Origin of the sequence: Streptococcus gingivalis (genome assembly GCF_035544715.1) — a bacterium.
Taxonomy (GTDB): domain Bacteria; phylum Bacillota; class Bacilli; order Lactobacillales; family Streptococcaceae; genus Streptococcus; species Streptococcus gingivalis.
Map to the genome: position 1 here is coordinate 443363 of NZ_JAYKTO010000001.1, position 15368 is coordinate 458730.

The window sequence follows — 15368 nt, forward strand, 5'->3', positions numbered from 1 at the left end:
AAATAGTAATTCATTTATGAATATGGTAGCAAATATCAAGATTAAGAAGATAGTAAGATATATTTTATTTACATTTTTAAAGTCAGTTGTATAGTTCATAACTGTATAGTACCTTATAAAATAAAAATAAAGAAAGAAACATATAGGCACAAAATTTAAATAAAGCAAATAACTGCATAAGAATAGAAATTGGTGTTTCTTTGATCTTCTTCTGTAATGCATTTTATATGTTTTCGTTATTTTATTGAATAAAGGAAACCTGCTTTTAAAACTTCCATAATATTTTGGCGAGGCGTGGTAACCAAGCCAGTGAAGTATTTTAAAATTTAACTCACGTGTTAACCAAAATAAATTGTAAAAAATAAATAAATAAATTAAGATAAAGCTGATTTTCACATGATTAGAATATAATTTGTAAATAATATAATAATATACGCCAGCCATAATATAATTAAAACAAGCTAATATAAAATAGAGAATACTAGCAAATATACTACGAGATCCAATAAAATTTTTATCTGAATAATCTGGTATATAATCCATATAACTTACATAATCCTATTCTATCTTCATAAACTTATGCTCTATATTAAATTAAAATAAACGTTCATTTATTAAATGCTTCCCAGATCTTTTGCTGGGGTTTGGCAAAAGGATAATCTGAAAATTCCTCAGGTCTTAACCAAACAGTCGATTCACTTGATTCTTGCTCTCCTTCTTTTACCAAGCCGTATCGAAGTTGAACCTGCCACTTGCGATGCGAAAAAACATGCTGAACGATAGGATAAGACCTATCCTGCCAATCAATGACCAAATCATAGTCCTGCTCAAAGGAGAGAATTTCTGGGTTGTCTACTAAATGACCCTGCCCATCCAGTAGTGACAATTGGCCTAGGTTCTCAGATAGGCTATCCACTTCGATCAAAGGGAAATGCCAAAAACCTGACAAAAGCCCTTCTCGCTCATTTTTCTCCAGCAAATAGCGCCCTTGGCTATCCTTGATAATAAAGGCTGTTAGATGGACAGGTACCGGTTTCTTCTTAGGAGCCTTAATGGGATAACGATCCATGGTCCCATGTTGATAGGCTGCGCTAAACTCCTTGACAGGACTCTCTTGCGGCCGCGGGTTGACTGGGGATTCAATATCTGATCCCAAATCCATCAAAGCCTGATTGAAATCACCAGGACGATCTGGATCAATCAAGATCTCCATCATGGCTTGGAAAATCTTGCGATTGGTCGGGACTCCGATATCGTAGTCCACTTCAAACAAGCGAGCCAGTACTCTCATGACATTACCATCCACAGCAGGCTCCGGTAGGCCAAAAGCAATACTCGCAATGGCACCAGCAGTATAAGGCCCAATTCCCTTAAGTTTTGAGATAGCCTCATAACTTGATGGAAACACTCCTCCGTGGTTCCCCATAATCTGCTGGGCAGCTTTCTGCATGTTGCGGACTCGTGAGTAATAGCCCAAGCCTTCCCATGCTTTTAAGAGCCTTTTTTCAGGAGCTTGAGCCAAATCAGCGACAGTTGGAAACCAGTCCAGAAAGCGCTCATAATAGGGAATAACCGTATCGACACGTGTCTGCTGGAGCATAATTTCTGAGATCCATATTTTATAAGGATCTTGCGTCCGTCTCCAGGGGAGATCCCGTTTATGGGCATCATACCAGGCTAATAACTTTTCTCGGAAGGAAGCAATTTTTTCCTCCTCCCACATGATAATCCCGTAATCTTTTAAATCTAACATATTCCTAGTATACCATAGAATGAGTTATAGTTTAGAAATTCTGATTTTATAAAGAAAAAGGCTCAAGATCATCCTGAGCCTTTCAATCATTCTTATTGTTCTACTGCTTGTGCCGCTGTAATCAAGGTTAATTTGTACACGTCATCTGCATTACATCCACGAGAGAGGTCGTTGACTGGTTTGTTCAACCCTTGCAAGACAGGACCTACCGCCGCAAAGCCACCAAGACGTTCTGCCATCTTGTATCCAATGTTACCTGCCTCAATACCTGGGAAGATAAAGACATTGGCTTGTCCTGCCACCTTGCTTCCTGGAGCTTTCAAGGCTGCAGTTGCAGGGACAAAGGCTGCGTCAAATTGCAATTCCCCGTCAATTTCAAGGTCTGGACGAAGTTCATGGGCAAGCTTAGTCGCTTCTACAACCTTATCAACACTTTCACCGAAACCAGATCCTTTTGTTGAATAGCTCAACATAGCAATTTTTGGATCAATACCAAACATCTTGGCTGTGATAGCTGAATTGATAGCAATTTCGGCTAATCCTTCAGCATCTGGATTGATGTTGATGGCACAGTCGCCGAACAAGTAGCGTTCAGATCCACGAACCATAAGGAAAGCCCCTGAAGTCCGTTTTACATTTGGACGAGTTTTGATAATTTGCAAGGCCGGACGAACGGTTGCGGCTGTTGAGTGAATCGCACCAGAAACCATCCCATCAACAATTCCCATGTGCACCAACATGACACCAAAATAGTTAACGTCGTCTTTCAAGACTTGACGCGCTTCTTCTTCAGTCATTTTGCCCTTACGACGTTCTACCAAGGAAGCTACCATTTCTTCAAAACCTGGATAAGAATGAGGATCGATGACTTCATATCCATCCAAAACCCCTTCGATTTCAAGATAAATCCGAATTTTATCCGGATTACCAAGCAAGACAGGGGTTACTTCTGTCTCGTTCACAATGCGTTTTGTCGCTTGGAGGATACGAGGTTCTTCACCTTCTGGTAATACAATACGAGCATTCTTACCAACGAGGTTGGCTTTGAGATTTTCGAAAACTTCCATGAGTTTTACTCCTTTTAATAATTAATAACTAGTTTGAAGCTGTGTTAATACAGCTTGGAAATCTGGAGGCAGTGGACTTTCTATGACCAATTCTTCCTCTAGAAATGGATGATAATAGGATAGACGATGACAATGAAGGGCTTGGCGCTCAATGCCGTCTTCTAAACTTCCGCCATAGAGATCATCTCCCAAGAGCGGAAAACCAATATGGGTAAAATGAACGCGGATCTGATGGGTTCGACCTGTGTGTAACTGAATATCCACTAGGTGAATATTACCAAAAGATTGAACAACCTGATAGCTAGTATGGGCATACTTGCCGCCTTTAGCTACCTTGCGGGTGATAATTGAATCTTCATCACGCGCAATCGGAGCAATAATCTCTCCGACAGGATCAAGCTTCCCAGATCCCTTGACCAAGGCATAATAGCGTTTTTGAATCGTTTTAGACTGCAATTGCTTATCTAATCGAGCATGAGCATAACCATGTTTGGCAAAGAGCATAACGCCACTAGTGTCCTTGTCCAGGCGAGTGACAATGTGAACCTGCTGATTCTCATATCCCTGCTTCACATAATAGCCTTTTACAAAATTTGCTAAGGTATTAGAATGAATCGCACTTGGAATCGAGGCAATGCCAAAGGGTTTGTTTAAGACCAAAAAATGATCATCTTCAAACAAAATATCCAAAGGCCGATCCATGGGTTTTAGGGTTTCGAACCCTTCTTCTGCTGGAATGTCAATGACCAAGCGATCCCCAATATCCAACAAATAAATCGCATTCTCCGGACGTCCATTGACAAGGATTTGGCCACCACGAAACTTAATCTTTGCTAAGAGGCCCTTAGAAACCTCGTGTTTTTTCAGAAAGGTCTTGACCTTGACATGCTCATCGACAATGAATTCAAATCTCATTCTCTATCATCTCCGATAAAGGCATCCTTGACCCGATTCCAGAAACTGGTATGACTGGAGCTTGCCACGAAATTAATCTTATGGTTGTCGATCTGGTATTCTACCTTTGCAATGTTGCGATAGGAATAGGTTGAATTGTCGACAGAGATAATGTGGAAGCCAGGACGCGTCGGTGTAATCTCGATCTTATCCTTTTTAGGGACAATGACAGAAGAACCCAAGGTACGATAAACACGGTTGTTGAGACTAGCAATTTCCGCAATCTGCAGCGCCTCAATAGTTGGGTGAAGTACTGCTCCTCCCAAGGATTTGTTGTAAGCCGTACTTCCTGTAGGAGTCGAAACAGTAATGCCGTCTCCTCTAAAGCGCTCAAAATCAACCCCATTGATGGTAAGATCGGCAACCATGGTCCGGTCGCTTCTCTTAATTGTCGCTTCGTTCAAGGCTCTCATGGTACGGGTTTCCCCATTGTCGAAAGTGATCTTGACATTCAAAATGGGGTAGGAAACCTTAGCTCCAGTATCATATTTTAAGTTCTCAACCAGCTTATCGATTTCACTGTCTAAGTAATCTGTATAAAATCCTAAGTGTCCGGTATGGACGCCAACAAATCGTACCCGATCCAACTGGTGTTCATACTTGTGAAAGGCCGATAGCAACATCCCATCACCACCAATTGAAATCACAATATCCGGATGCTTCTCCGTCAAAATAAAATTATTTTTCCTAAGCTTGTAGCGCAACTGCTGAAAAACCTCTTCACTTTGACGCTTGCGATTGCGAATAATGGATACTTTTTTACCTGTAGTCTTCATCTGTGTCATCACTATTTCCAACGCCATCATTTAACTTACGATGAAGTGGATCAAACAGGGCTTGAGCCTCCTGAATCGCATCCCGAATTGCCCCCATCTCTTCATCCAAGAGATAGGCCAGGTTTGCTGTCGTCTCTAAGCGTTTTTTGATCTCGTCTGGAAAGTCTCCTTTATATTTATAATTGAGCGAGTGTTCAATCGTTGCCCAAAAATTCATGGACAAGGTCCGAATTTGAATCTCTGCTAAGATTGTTTCATTTCCATCAATGGTGTCGACTGGATACTCCACCACGACGTGGTAACTCCGGTAGCCACTTGATTTCTTGTGGCGAATGTAATCTCGCTCTTGGACCACGCGCATATCCTGCCGTTGTCTCAGAACCTCTAGGATCTCTTCGACATCGTCTACGAACTGGACCATGATGCGAAGACCAGCAATATCTTGCATGTCCTGTGCCAGATTTTCTTCAGAAATATTTCTTCGGATCATCTTTTCTCGGATGCTCTCAATCGGCTTAACACGACCTGTCACAAACTCGATTGGAGAATGCTTTTGTTGCTTACGATATTGCTTTCGAATCCCACGCAGTTTGATTTTTAATTCCCCAACTGCTTGGATATAAGGATCTAAGAAGTTTTCCCAATCAATTGTCATCCTACCACCTTGTAATCTGAACCATTTTTGTATACAATAAACACATCTCTTATTATATCATGAATCGCTTTCGAAAAAAAGCAAAGGACTACAAAATGAACCATTTAGAAATTGAATACAAAACCTTGCTAGATAAGGAGGAATACCAATCCCTCCTTCCACTTTTTGCTGATACAGAATTGGTTGTCCAAACCAACCACTATATCGATACACCCGACCAGCTCATCCGCAAGGAAAAAATGGCCTTGCGGGTGCGTACCTTCACAGATCAGGCGGAATTGACCCTCAAAGTTCCTGAAACAGTTGGCCATTTCGAGTACAATCAAGCACTCAGCCCAGAAGAAACCAAGGAGATTCTTCAACAACAACAGTTTCCTGATGGAGAAATCAAAAACCTCTTGGAGTCAAAAGGAATCCCAGTTGAACAACTTGCTGTCTGGGGAAGCCTGACAACAGAACGATTCGAAAAAGAAACAGCTGCAGGCTTGGTGGCACTAGACCACAGTCTCTATCTAGACACTGAAGATTATGAGTTGGAAATTGAGGTGGAAACTGCTGAACAGGAAGAAAATTTTCATCAGTTCATTTCAGACCATGGAATCGTCTACAAAGCAGCAAAAAATAAAATCGCTAGATTAGCTGAAAGATTGTAAAAAAGCTGAAATTATCGCAAATTTTTGCTAAAATAGTGCTAAGATCAAAAATCTAAATGAGGTTGGAATCACATGTCAGATAAAAAAAATATGAAGCTCTTCTCTCTCAATTCAAACCCAGAGATTGCGCAAAAAATCGCGGATCATGCTGGGGTTCCGCTTGGGAAAATTTCATCCCGTCAGTTTTCAGATGGTGAAATCCAAGTCAATATTGAGGAAAGTGTTCGTGGATATGATATTTATATCATTCAATCAACCAGTTTTCCTGTTAACAATCACTTGATGGAATTGTTAATCATGGTGGATGCTTGCCAACGGGCTAGCGCAAACACCGTCAATGTGGTCATGCCTTATTTTGGCTATGCTCGCCAAGACCGAACTGCTGCTCCTCGCGAACCAATCACAGCTAAGCTCGTCGCAAACATGTTGGTCAAAGCTGGGGTGGATCGCGTCGTCACACTTGATCTCCATGCTGTTCAGGTCCAAGGTTTCTTTGATATTGCCGTGGATAACCTCTTTACCATTCCACTTTTTGCAGAGCACTACATCAACAAAGGTCTAACAGGTCCAGATGTTGTAGTCGTCAGCCCTAAAAACTCAGGTGTCAAACGGGCTCGTAGTTTAGCAGAATATCTTGATGCACCGATTGCCATCATTGATTACGAGCAAGATGATGCGAACCGTGATTATGGCTATATCATCGGGGATGTTAAAGATAAGAAAGCAATCTTGATTGACGATATCCTCAATACTGGTAAGACATTCTCAGAAGCTGCGAAAATTGTCGAACGCGAAGGGGCTACTGAAATTTATGCTGTATCAAGCCACGGCTTATTTGTTAAAGGTGCTGTTGAATTATTAGATCAAGCTCCGATCAAAGAAATCTTAGTAACCGATTCTGTTGCTCCAAATGGACCAACACCAAAAAATATTAACTATCTGACAGCTAGCGAACTGATCGCTGAAGCTATTGTTCGCATTCAAGAAAGAAAACCTGTTAGTCCTCTATTTGCCTACCATAAGAAATAAGGTCTTAATGTGATATATTTTGATAATGCCGCAACAACTCCCCTTCTACCTGAAGTCATTGATAAAATGTCTGAAACTATGAAGACCACTTTTGGAAATCCATCGAGCCTTCATGCTCATGGACGGATGGCTAGTAAACTTCTCCGAGAATCTCGCGAGCAAATTGCTCAGTCTCTCCATACTCTTCCAAATCGTATTTTCTTCACTTCAGGTGGATCAGAAAGTAATAATACCGTTATAAAAGGCTACTGCTTGAAACACCAAGCAGATGGCAAACACATCATTACGACCGCTTTGGAACACCATGCGGTTCTTGAACCCATCGAATATCTTGTAGAACGTTTCGGATTTGAAGTTACGATCGTCCAACCAAGAGATGGACGCATTCAGGCTAGTGATATCAAGGCGGCTCTTAGACCGGATACCATTCTTGTCTCTACCATGTTTGCCAATAACGAGACAGGCGATCTTCTACCGATTAAAGAAATCGGAGAACTCTTAAAAGATCATCCAGCTGCCTTTCACGTTGATGCGGTCCAAGCAATCGGAAAGGTCCCTGTCTATCCCGAAGAGTTGGGAATTGATTTTCTCAGTGCTTCTGCCCACAAATTCCACGGACCAAAGGGAGTCGGCTTCCTTTATGCAGCCGTCCCAGATTTTGATAATCTCATCCATGGGGGGGATCAGGAAAGTAAGATGAGAGCCAGCACGGAAAATCTCATTTCTATTGTCGGGATGGCAACCGCGCTTCAGCAAGCTACACTTCATCAAGAAGAAAATTTCAACCAGGTTCAAAAACTCGGCCAAGAGCTAGTCAATGGTTTAGCAGCCTACGACTACTACGTAAATGCGAATGACGACCATATTCCATTTGTTTGGAACCTTGGCTTTCCGGGTGTCCAAAATGACGTTTTACTGATGCGACTCGATCTTGCTGGAATTTCTGTCTCTACAGGTTCTGCTTGTACCGCTGGTACAGTTCAACCCAGCCATGTCCTTGAGGCGCTATATGGAAAAGATAGCTCACGCCTAAAAGAATCCCTTCGAATTAGTTTTTCAGAACTCAATACCGTAGAGGAGGTTCAAGACTTCCTCTCAAAACTTAAAGAAATTATATCATAGGAGAACAATATGGCTTTTGAAACAAGTGTTTCATTGAAAGACTGCAAATATACCTATAGTCTACACCCAAATGTTAAAAAATATACCTTACGTGACAATACATTCGCTGTTACAAAAGTTGGAAATTACGAGTTAAATCGTTTGCTCGAAGCCGTTCCAAATAGTGGCGAAGGCTTCCTACTTAAAATCATTTTCAATAAAGATTTGACAGGTTTTAAGATCAATATTACAGACAAGTCTGGGCTTCGCCTGGTTAATATTTTTAAAAATCCAGAAAATGACATTATCCAACAAAAATTCTATTTCTTAATGGATAGTCTTGTCGAAAGAGAAATTTTCAACAAAACAGAGGCCTAATATGGTAACCCTAACTTATATCGATGCTTACCAAGTAGAACGAACGACTACTTATCCCGACCTTGCAGCCTGCATCCTAGATTTTTCAGGCTGTGTAACCCTGCCTGACTCTTACTCAATCGTATCCATTGAATACAAGGGGGAAAAGCTCCCCTATACAGGACGAGTCGATGGACTCTATGCTTTTTTGAAAAAGGTAGAACAAGCTGAAAACTAAGCTGATGCTGATGGAACTCTCCCATCGTCATCAGCTTTTTCTTTAGACAAAAATATTTTTGAAAAACCACTCTAGATAGTTGATTTTTTCACAATCTTCCTATACAATAAGAGGGAAAGGTTGTGATATTGTGAAACATGATAAAAATACTCCAATTCCACGCGCAACAGCAAAACGCTTATCGCTCTACTACCGCATTTTTAAACGCTTTAACTCTGAAAAAATAGAGCGCGCCAATTCCAAGCAAATTGCTGATGCAATTGGGATTGACTCTGCTACTGTTCGACGAGATTTCTCATATTTTGGTGAATTAGGAAGACGTGGATTTGGTTATGACGTAAAAAAACTGATGAACTTCTTTGCCGATCTCTTAAATGACAATGCCATTACCAATGTCGCTATTGTGGGGATCGGAAATATGGGAAGTGCGCTCCTCAACTATCGCTTCCATGAACGCAATAAGATGAAAATTGTCATGGCTTTTGATGTAGATGATCATGAACTGATTAATACCAAAAGTAAGGATGGGATCCCCATTTATGGGATTTCTACGATCAAAGAGAATCTCAAAAAAGAAGGCATTCAAACAGCAATTTTAACTGTCCCAAGTATTAAAGCGCAGGAAGTTGCTAGTCTTTTAGTAGACGCTGGGGTCAAGGGAATCCTTAGCTTCTCACCAGTGCATCTGACAGTCCCTAAGGATGTCGTCGTCCAATATGTCGATCTCACTAGTGAATTGCAAACACTCCTTTATTTCATGCGAAAAAACGAAGAATAAAGACTTATACATTAACAAGAAAAGAGGCTGGGACAAAAGTCCTAGCCTCTCAATTATTTTTGGATTGTCGAGCAAGACGCAGTGGTTGAGTGGGCTCTACTACGCTGATTTCATCAGCTTTTACAGCCCTACTCAACTGTGCGGAGGTGGGACGACGAAATCGAATTCTAACGAATTACCGATTTCTGTCCCACTCTCTATTTTATACCAAATAATCGGTTTCTTCACGGTAACTATAATAGTTTTCTTCAGATACAATCAAGTGATCTAATAGGGTTAAGCCCATCACTTCACAGGCCTCTAAAACTCGTTGCGTTACTTCATCATCATTTTTACTCGGAAATACGGCACCAGATGGATGATTGTGAGCCAAGATGATAGAGGTTGCCATGTGCTTCAGTGCATAATGCAGGATTTCACGTGGCTCCGCAATACTTCGATTCACGGTTCCAATAAAAATGGTCTGCTGATGAATAATTTCATTCTGCGTATTTAAATAGAGAGCAACCAGGTGCTCCTGTTTCTTATGGCCGATTTCCTGTTGAATTTTATGGGCCAATTTCTGACTGCTCATGATCTGTTCAGAACTCATTAATTCGTCTTTATGAATCCTTCGTCCAAACTCAATCACAGCCTGAAGTTCGATGGCCTTCACCCGGCCAATGCCAGAGATTTCCTGTAGCTCCTCTAGGGTTAATTGACTTAACTCCTTTAAACTATTAACTGAGCTCAAAAGACCTTGTGCAATCTCATAAACGCTTTTTTGCTTATTGCCTGTCCGTAAGAGAATGGATAACAATTCTTGGTGACTCAGCTTATCCACTCCTTCAGAAACCAAACGTTCTCTAGGAAGCAAAGATGGTTCAATAAATGATATGTCGTACATAATTTCCTCCTCACTTATTAATTCGTAATAAATGGAGAAAACGACAACCTTTCATTATTTACAGGCGATTTCTTCCTTCAAATCATCTAACACTAAGACTTCATCTTTATTAAAGCGGATCTGATAACCTGTTTGAACTTGTTCAAGCTCCTTTAAAAACTGTTGAATTTCACAGCGGAACAAGTACTCCTGGCTCTGAGGAATGGCCTCTAAAGCTTGGTAGACCTGCTCTACTTCGTAGATACCTTTCGTAATTAAACCATTTCGTGGAAAATCGTTTACTAAGAGATTATAGAAATGATGCAAGAGATGATAAATTCGCTCTTTTGTCACTATTCTACCTCCTTATCATACTCTTTCTCCTCTATTATATACTGATTTTCCCTCAATATTATGACAAATTCCTTACATAATATTACCAATCTCTTACAATTTTACAAGAATTTCTCCTAGCTTCCTACATAGAAAAAGCCCTAGCATCTCTGCCTCGGGCTTTATTTTCTTAAAGTTGCATTTGATTATAAGACTTGCTGAATGAATCCAGGATGTCTTTTGGAGCCTTGTCATAGTCAACAGAGGTTTCCAAATTCCCTTTTACAATCGTACGGTAAGTCGCTGCAGCATCCTCACAGGTCACCAAGGTGATCTCATTGACGCCTTCACGATCTTGAATAACATCTACACGGTCTGGAGTCACTGTCTCAACAGATGAGATGACATAAGTATAGATTTTTTCTTTGTCCGTGATGTAGATCTTCATACCCGCCTTGGCTTTCTCTAATGGTGAGAATAACATGGCATTTGCTCCAGTTAGACCAAACACGTGGTGACTAGCAAGAGAATAATTGCCTTGCCCCATGACTTGGTTTTCCTTCATGGTCCCTGCTCCGTAGTAGAGGGCTACATTTTCAAGCCCCTTAAAGATCGGAAGGTTCATGTTTAATTCAGGAATCGAAATTCCCCCAATTACTGGTAGCTTTTGAGCTTGCCATTGGGCATTGATGACGGCTTCCGTCGAGAGTGACTGGACATGTTGAAAATCAAAGCTCGTCTTCACTTCTTTATTCTTGTCAATGGTTTTTTTATCGACCTTGCTAACCTGGTATTGGTTGGTATGCCAAACCATAATCATATTACGGATCGGAGCATTGAAAATCAAGAGAAGCGAGAGAATAATCAAAAGTGTTGCAACGATGTTGATAAGAGCATTACGTAAACTCTTTTTCTTTTTTCTTTTGCGTGACATGCTGTCCCCTTATCTATTCGTTTTCTTCCACTACTTCTTCATCCTTTTCATCAGGTTGCACTGTTGTAAAGGTCACAATTTTAGCATCCTGATCAAGTCGCATCACTTTCACTCCCTGAGTGGAACGACCTGTCTGAGAAATGTTGGCCACACCCGTCCGGATCATGACCCCAGTATCAGTGATGATCATCAGGTCTTCATCCCCTTTAACAGTTAAAAGACCAGCTAATGCACCATTTTTCTCTGTAATATTGGCTGTCTTGATTCCTTTACCGCCACGGCCTTTAGTTGGGTATTCGCTCGCTATGGTGCGTTTTCCATAACCTTTTTCGGTAATGATCAATACTTCATCCTGATCGGTGACGACACTTGCACCAACAACTTTGTCTCCTTCCCGGAGATTCACACCACGTACACCTGTGGCAGAACGCCCCATATTCCGGACTACAGCCTCATTAAAGCGGACAGAATAACCATACTTGGTACCGATAATGACGTCAGTATTACCGTCTGTAAGGAAGACATTGATCAATTCATCCTCATCACGTAGATTCAGAGCTTTGAGACCGTTCTGACGGATATTTGAAAATTCAGCTACATTGGTCCGCTTGACCAAACCTTGTCGCGTCGTAAAGAAGAGATAAGCTTCGTCACTGCGATCTTGCTCCACATTGATAATGGTTTGAATCGATTCACCTTCGTCCAATTTTAAGAGGTTGACGATTGGTAATCCTTTGGCTGTCCGGCCATATTCTGGAATCTCATAACCTTTCAGACGATAGACACGCCCCTTATTGGTAAAGAAGAGCAAATGATCATGGGTGCTCGTAGAGACCAGTTCACGGACAAAGTCATCATCTTTGACACCAGTTCCTTGAACCCCACGTCCACCACGTTTTTGAGCCGTAAATTCCGCTTGGTCCAGACGTTTGATGTAGCCTTTGTTAGAAAGGGTGATCAAGACATCTGTTTCTTCAATCAAGTCCTCATCTTCAAGAGAAAGGACTTCTCCGATCATCAACTCAGTTCGGCGAGCATCGCCAAACTTGCGTTTGACTTCTTCCAATTCTTCCTTGATGATGGTCGCCACACGTTCTGGTTTCGCCAAAATATCAGCCAAATCGGCAATCAAGGCAACCAAATCATCGTATTCACTTTGGATCTTGTCTCGTTCCAAACCGGTCAAACGACGAAGACGCATGTCCAAAATGGCTTGACTTTGACGTTCAGAAAGCTTGAACTTCGCCATCAATTCAGCCTGTGCTTCAGCATCTGTCTGGCTATTGCGGATGATCCGGATCACTTCATCGATGTGATCCAAAGCAATGAGCAAACCTTCTAAAATATGGGCACGTGCTTCCGCTTTTTCTTTATCAAAGATGGTCCGGCGAGTCACCACTTCTTTCTGGTGCTCAATATAAGCCCCTAAAATTTGGCGAAGAGAAAGAATCTTTGGAACACCACTTTGGATCGCCAACATATTGAATCCAAAATTGGTTTGCATTTGCGTCATCTTAAAGAGGTTGTTCAAAATAACGTTAGCCGAAGCATCTCGGCGGACCTCAATCACAAAACGAACCCCTTCACGGTTTGATTCATCACGTACAGCTGTAATCCCTTCGATCCGTTTTTCTTGCACCAAGCGAACGATGTGCTCGTGAACCTTGGTTTTATTGACCATATAAGGGAACTCAGTGACAACAATCCGTTCACGGCCACTCTTGGTCACTTCAATCTCTGTACGAGAACGAAGAACGATCGAGCCTTTCCCTGTTTCATAGGCTTTGTGGATACCTGATTTCCCCATGACCAAAGCACCTGTCGGGAAATCTGGACCAGGAAGAACTTCCATAAGTTCACGGGTCGTCACCTCAGGATTATCCATCATCAGCTTCACTGCGTCAATGGTTTCTCCCAGATTGTGAGGAGGAATATTTGTAGCCATCCCAACAGCAATCCCAGTAGCACCATTGACGAGAAGGTTAGGGAAACGTGCAGGTAAGACCAAAGGTTCGCGCTCACTGGCATCATAGTTATCAACGAAATCAACTGTATTTTTATTGATATCCCGCAACATTTCAAGAGCAATCTTACTCATACGGGCTTCTGTATACCGTTGTGCAGCGGCGCCATCACCGTCCATAGAACCAAAGTTTCCATGACCATCCACTAACATGTACCGATAACTCCACCATTGCGCCATCCGAACCATGGCTTCATAAATAGAGGAATCCCCGTGTGGGTGGTATTTACCCATAACATCCCCTGTAATACGGGCTGACTTCTTATGTGGTTTATCTGGTGTAACACCCAATTCATTCATTCCGTACAAAATACGACGGTGAACAGGTTTCAAACCATCACGAACATCAGGTAGGGCACGAGCAACGATAACACTCATGGCATAATCGATAAAACTCGTCTTCATTTCTGATGTTAAATTCACATCAATTAGATTCTTATCCTGCATTCAAAAAATGCCTCTCTTTACTTAATTCACCATACTATTATAACACATTTTAGCCTATTTTTCTTCTTAGGAACACAAACGTAAAAACGTTTACATCAAGGATTCATACTGTATCAGATGACAAAGACTTTCAAAAGTGGTAGAATGAAGACGTATGAGAATCTATCTCAAAAAAAAATGAAGGAGACGTTTAGACTCATGACTTTGACTAAACAACACAAAAAAGTTATCCTTGTCGGTGACGGTGCTGTAGGTTCATCTTACGCTTTTGCACTTGTTAACCAAGGAATTGCACAAGAGCTTGGAATTATCGAAATTCCTCAATTGCACGAAAAAGCTGTCGGAGATGCGCTTGACCTTAGCCACGCCCTTGCCTTCACTTCACCTAAGAAGATCTATGCGGCTGAGTACGCTGACTGTGCAGACGCTGATCTTGTTGTAATTACTGCAGGTGCTCCTCAAAAACCAGGTGAAACTCGTCTTGATCTTGTTGGTAAAAACCTTGCGATCAACAAATCAATCGTAACACAAGTTGTTGAATCAGGATTTAACGGAATCTTCCTCGTAGCTGCTAACCCAGTTGACGTATTGACATACTCTACATGGAAATTCTCTGGATTCCCTAAAGAACGCGTTATCGGTTCAGGTACTTCACTTGACTCTGCTCGTTTCCGTCAAGCTTTGGCTGAAAAATTGGATGTGGATGCTCGTTCAGTACACGCCTACATCATGGGTGAACACGGTGACTCAGAATTCGCTGTATGGTCACACGCTAACATCGCTGGTGTAAACCTTGAAGAATTCCTTAAAGACACTCAAAACGTTCAAGAATCTGAATTGATTGAATTGTTCGAAGGTGTTCGTGACGCGGCTTACACCATCATCAACAAAAAAGGTGCTACATACTACGGTATCGCTGTTGCCCTTGCTCGTATCACTAAGGCTATTCTTGATGATGAAAATGCGGTTCTTCCACTTTCAGTATTCCAAGAAGGTCAATATGGAATCAATGATGTCTTTATCGGTCAACCAGCTGTTGTTGGAGCACACGGTATTGTACGTCCAGTAAACATTCCATTGAATGATGCAGAACTTCAAAAAATGCACGCTTCTGCTAAAGAATTGAAAGCAATTATTGATGAAGCATGGAAAAACCCTGAATTCCAAGAAGCATCAAAAAACTAATCTGATTGGAAAAGACTCTCAAATTTCGAGAGTCTTTTTTAATTGAATAAAAAAATAAAAGGCTGAGAACACTCAACCTTTTCTTCTTTCCACCCTGAGGGAATCGAACCCCCATCTCAAGAACCGGAATCTTACGTGATATCCATTACACTAAGGGTGGCAACTGTTATAGTATATCAAATTCTTGAGAATTTTACAAGTAAAAAAGAGAGTGGGACAG

General features: G+C 41.4%; 16 protein-coding genes and 1 tRNA gene. 7 read left to right on the plus strand and 10 right to left on the minus strand.

The genetic code is table 11. The features are described from left to right. Positions 1-607 precede the first annotated feature (607 nt). The 5 genes from mutY to SM122_RS02110 form a co-directional block, all read right to left on the minus strand. Entirely contained in the window at positions 608-1753 is a 1146-nt protein-coding gene (mutY, locus tag SM122_RS02090; protein WP_324737759.1) for an A/G-specific adenine glycosylase, read from the minus strand. A 92-nt stretch (positions 1754-1845) separates the two neighbouring features. Continuing rightward, positions 1846-2820 (minus strand): phosphate acetyltransferase, encoded by a 975-nt coding sequence (pta, locus tag SM122_RS02095; protein ID WP_021153149.1) that lies wholly within the window; start codon positions 2818-2820, stop codon positions 1846-1848. 21 nt (positions 2821-2841) lie between these two features. Further along, complete coding sequence (locus SM122_RS02100; RefSeq protein WP_195327128.1) at positions 2842-3735, minus strand: RluA family pseudouridine synthase; 894 nt, start codon at positions 3733-3735, stop codon at positions 2842-2844. Beyond that, positions 3732-4550: an NAD kinase gene (locus tag SM122_RS02105; protein WP_282184817.1), complete on the minus strand. Its 819-nt coding sequence runs from the start codon at positions 4548-4550 to the stop codon at positions 3732-3734. The genes SM122_RS02100 and SM122_RS02105 overlap by 4 nt, the downstream gene beginning before the upstream one ends. Continuing rightward, positions 4534-5205, minus strand: a complete 672-nt coding sequence (locus SM122_RS02110) for a GTP pyrophosphokinase (protein WP_155169182.1) — start codon at positions 5203-5205, stop codon at positions 4534-4536. Before SM122_RS02110 ends, SM122_RS02105 begins: the two co-directional genes overlap by 17 nt. Before the next feature lie 95 nt (positions 5206-5300). Here SM122_RS02110 and SM122_RS02115 point away from each other — a divergent pair, with 95 nt between their 5' ends. The 6 genes from SM122_RS02115 (at position 5301) to SM122_RS02140 (ending at position 9361) form a co-directional block, all read left to right on the plus strand. Then, complete coding sequence (locus SM122_RS02115) at positions 5301-5858, plus strand: CYTH domain-containing protein (RefSeq protein ID WP_155169180.1); 558 nt, start codon at positions 5301-5303, stop codon at positions 5856-5858. 72 nt (positions 5859-5930) lie between these two features. Beyond that, positions 5931-6887, plus strand: coding sequence for a ribose-phosphate diphosphokinase (locus SM122_RS02120; RefSeq protein WP_003007186.1), 957 nt, complete (start codon positions 5931-5933; stop codon positions 6885-6887). Between the two features lie 9 nt (positions 6888-6896). Beyond that, positions 6897-8009, plus strand: a complete 1113-nt coding sequence (locus SM122_RS02125; RefSeq protein ID WP_195327127.1) for a cysteine desulfurase family protein — start codon at positions 6897-6899, stop codon at positions 8007-8009. A 9-nt stretch (positions 8010-8018) separates the two neighbouring features. After that, positions 8019-8366: a DUF1831 domain-containing protein gene (locus SM122_RS02130; RefSeq protein WP_009730974.1), complete on the plus strand. Its 348-nt coding sequence runs from the start codon at positions 8019-8021 to the stop codon at positions 8364-8366. A 1-nt stretch (position 8367) separates the two neighbouring features. Then, positions 8368-8583 carry a DUF4649 family protein gene (locus tag SM122_RS02135; protein ID WP_031576287.1) on the plus strand — a complete coding sequence of 72 codons (216 nt, stop codon included), beginning with the start codon at positions 8368-8370 and terminating at the stop codon, positions 8581-8583. A 130-nt stretch (positions 8584-8713) separates the two neighbouring features. Further along, positions 8714-9361 carry a redox-sensing transcriptional repressor Rex gene (locus SM122_RS02140; protein WP_049474902.1) on the plus strand — a complete coding sequence of 216 codons (648 nt, stop codon included), beginning with the start codon at positions 8714-8716 and terminating at the stop codon, positions 9359-9361. A 202-nt stretch (positions 9362-9563) separates the two neighbouring features. Here SM122_RS02140 and radC read toward each other — a convergent pair whose 3' ends face one another. From radC to gyrA, 4 genes are all read right to left on the minus strand, one after another. After that, positions 9564-10247: a RadC family protein gene (gene radC, locus SM122_RS02145; RefSeq protein WP_070846282.1), complete on the minus strand. Its 684-nt coding sequence runs from the start codon at positions 10245-10247 to the stop codon at positions 9564-9566. A gap of 54 nt (positions 10248-10301) precedes the next feature. Beyond that, positions 10302-10580 (minus strand): porphobilinogen deaminase, encoded by a 279-nt coding sequence (locus SM122_RS02150; protein WP_195327126.1) that lies wholly within the window; start codon positions 10578-10580, stop codon positions 10302-10304. A gap of 169 nt (positions 10581-10749) precedes the next feature. Next, positions 10750-11493 (minus strand): class A sortase, encoded by a 744-nt coding sequence (locus SM122_RS02155; protein ID WP_125826340.1) that lies wholly within the window; start codon positions 11491-11493, stop codon positions 10750-10752. Positions 11494-11506: 13 nt separating this feature from the next. Then, the gene (gene gyrA / locus SM122_RS02160; protein WP_223345094.1) at positions 11507-13963 is read right to left on the minus strand and encodes a DNA gyrase subunit A; all 2457 of its coding nucleotides are present in this window, start codon (positions 13961-13963) and stop codon (positions 11507-11509) included. A gap of 198 nt (positions 13964-14161) precedes the next feature. On the opposite strand from gyrA, the gene SM122_RS02165 reads away from it, so the two are divergent. Beyond that, a complete protein-coding gene (locus SM122_RS02165) occupies positions 14162-15148 on the plus strand; it encodes an L-lactate dehydrogenase (protein WP_037607876.1) in 987 nt (328 codons plus the stop codon). An 88-nt stretch (positions 15149-15236) separates the two neighbouring features. Here the strand turns inward: SM122_RS02165 and SM122_RS02170 are convergent. Beyond that, positions 15237-15308, minus strand: a tRNA-Arg gene (locus SM122_RS02170). Positions 15309-15368 lie beyond the last annotated feature (60 nt).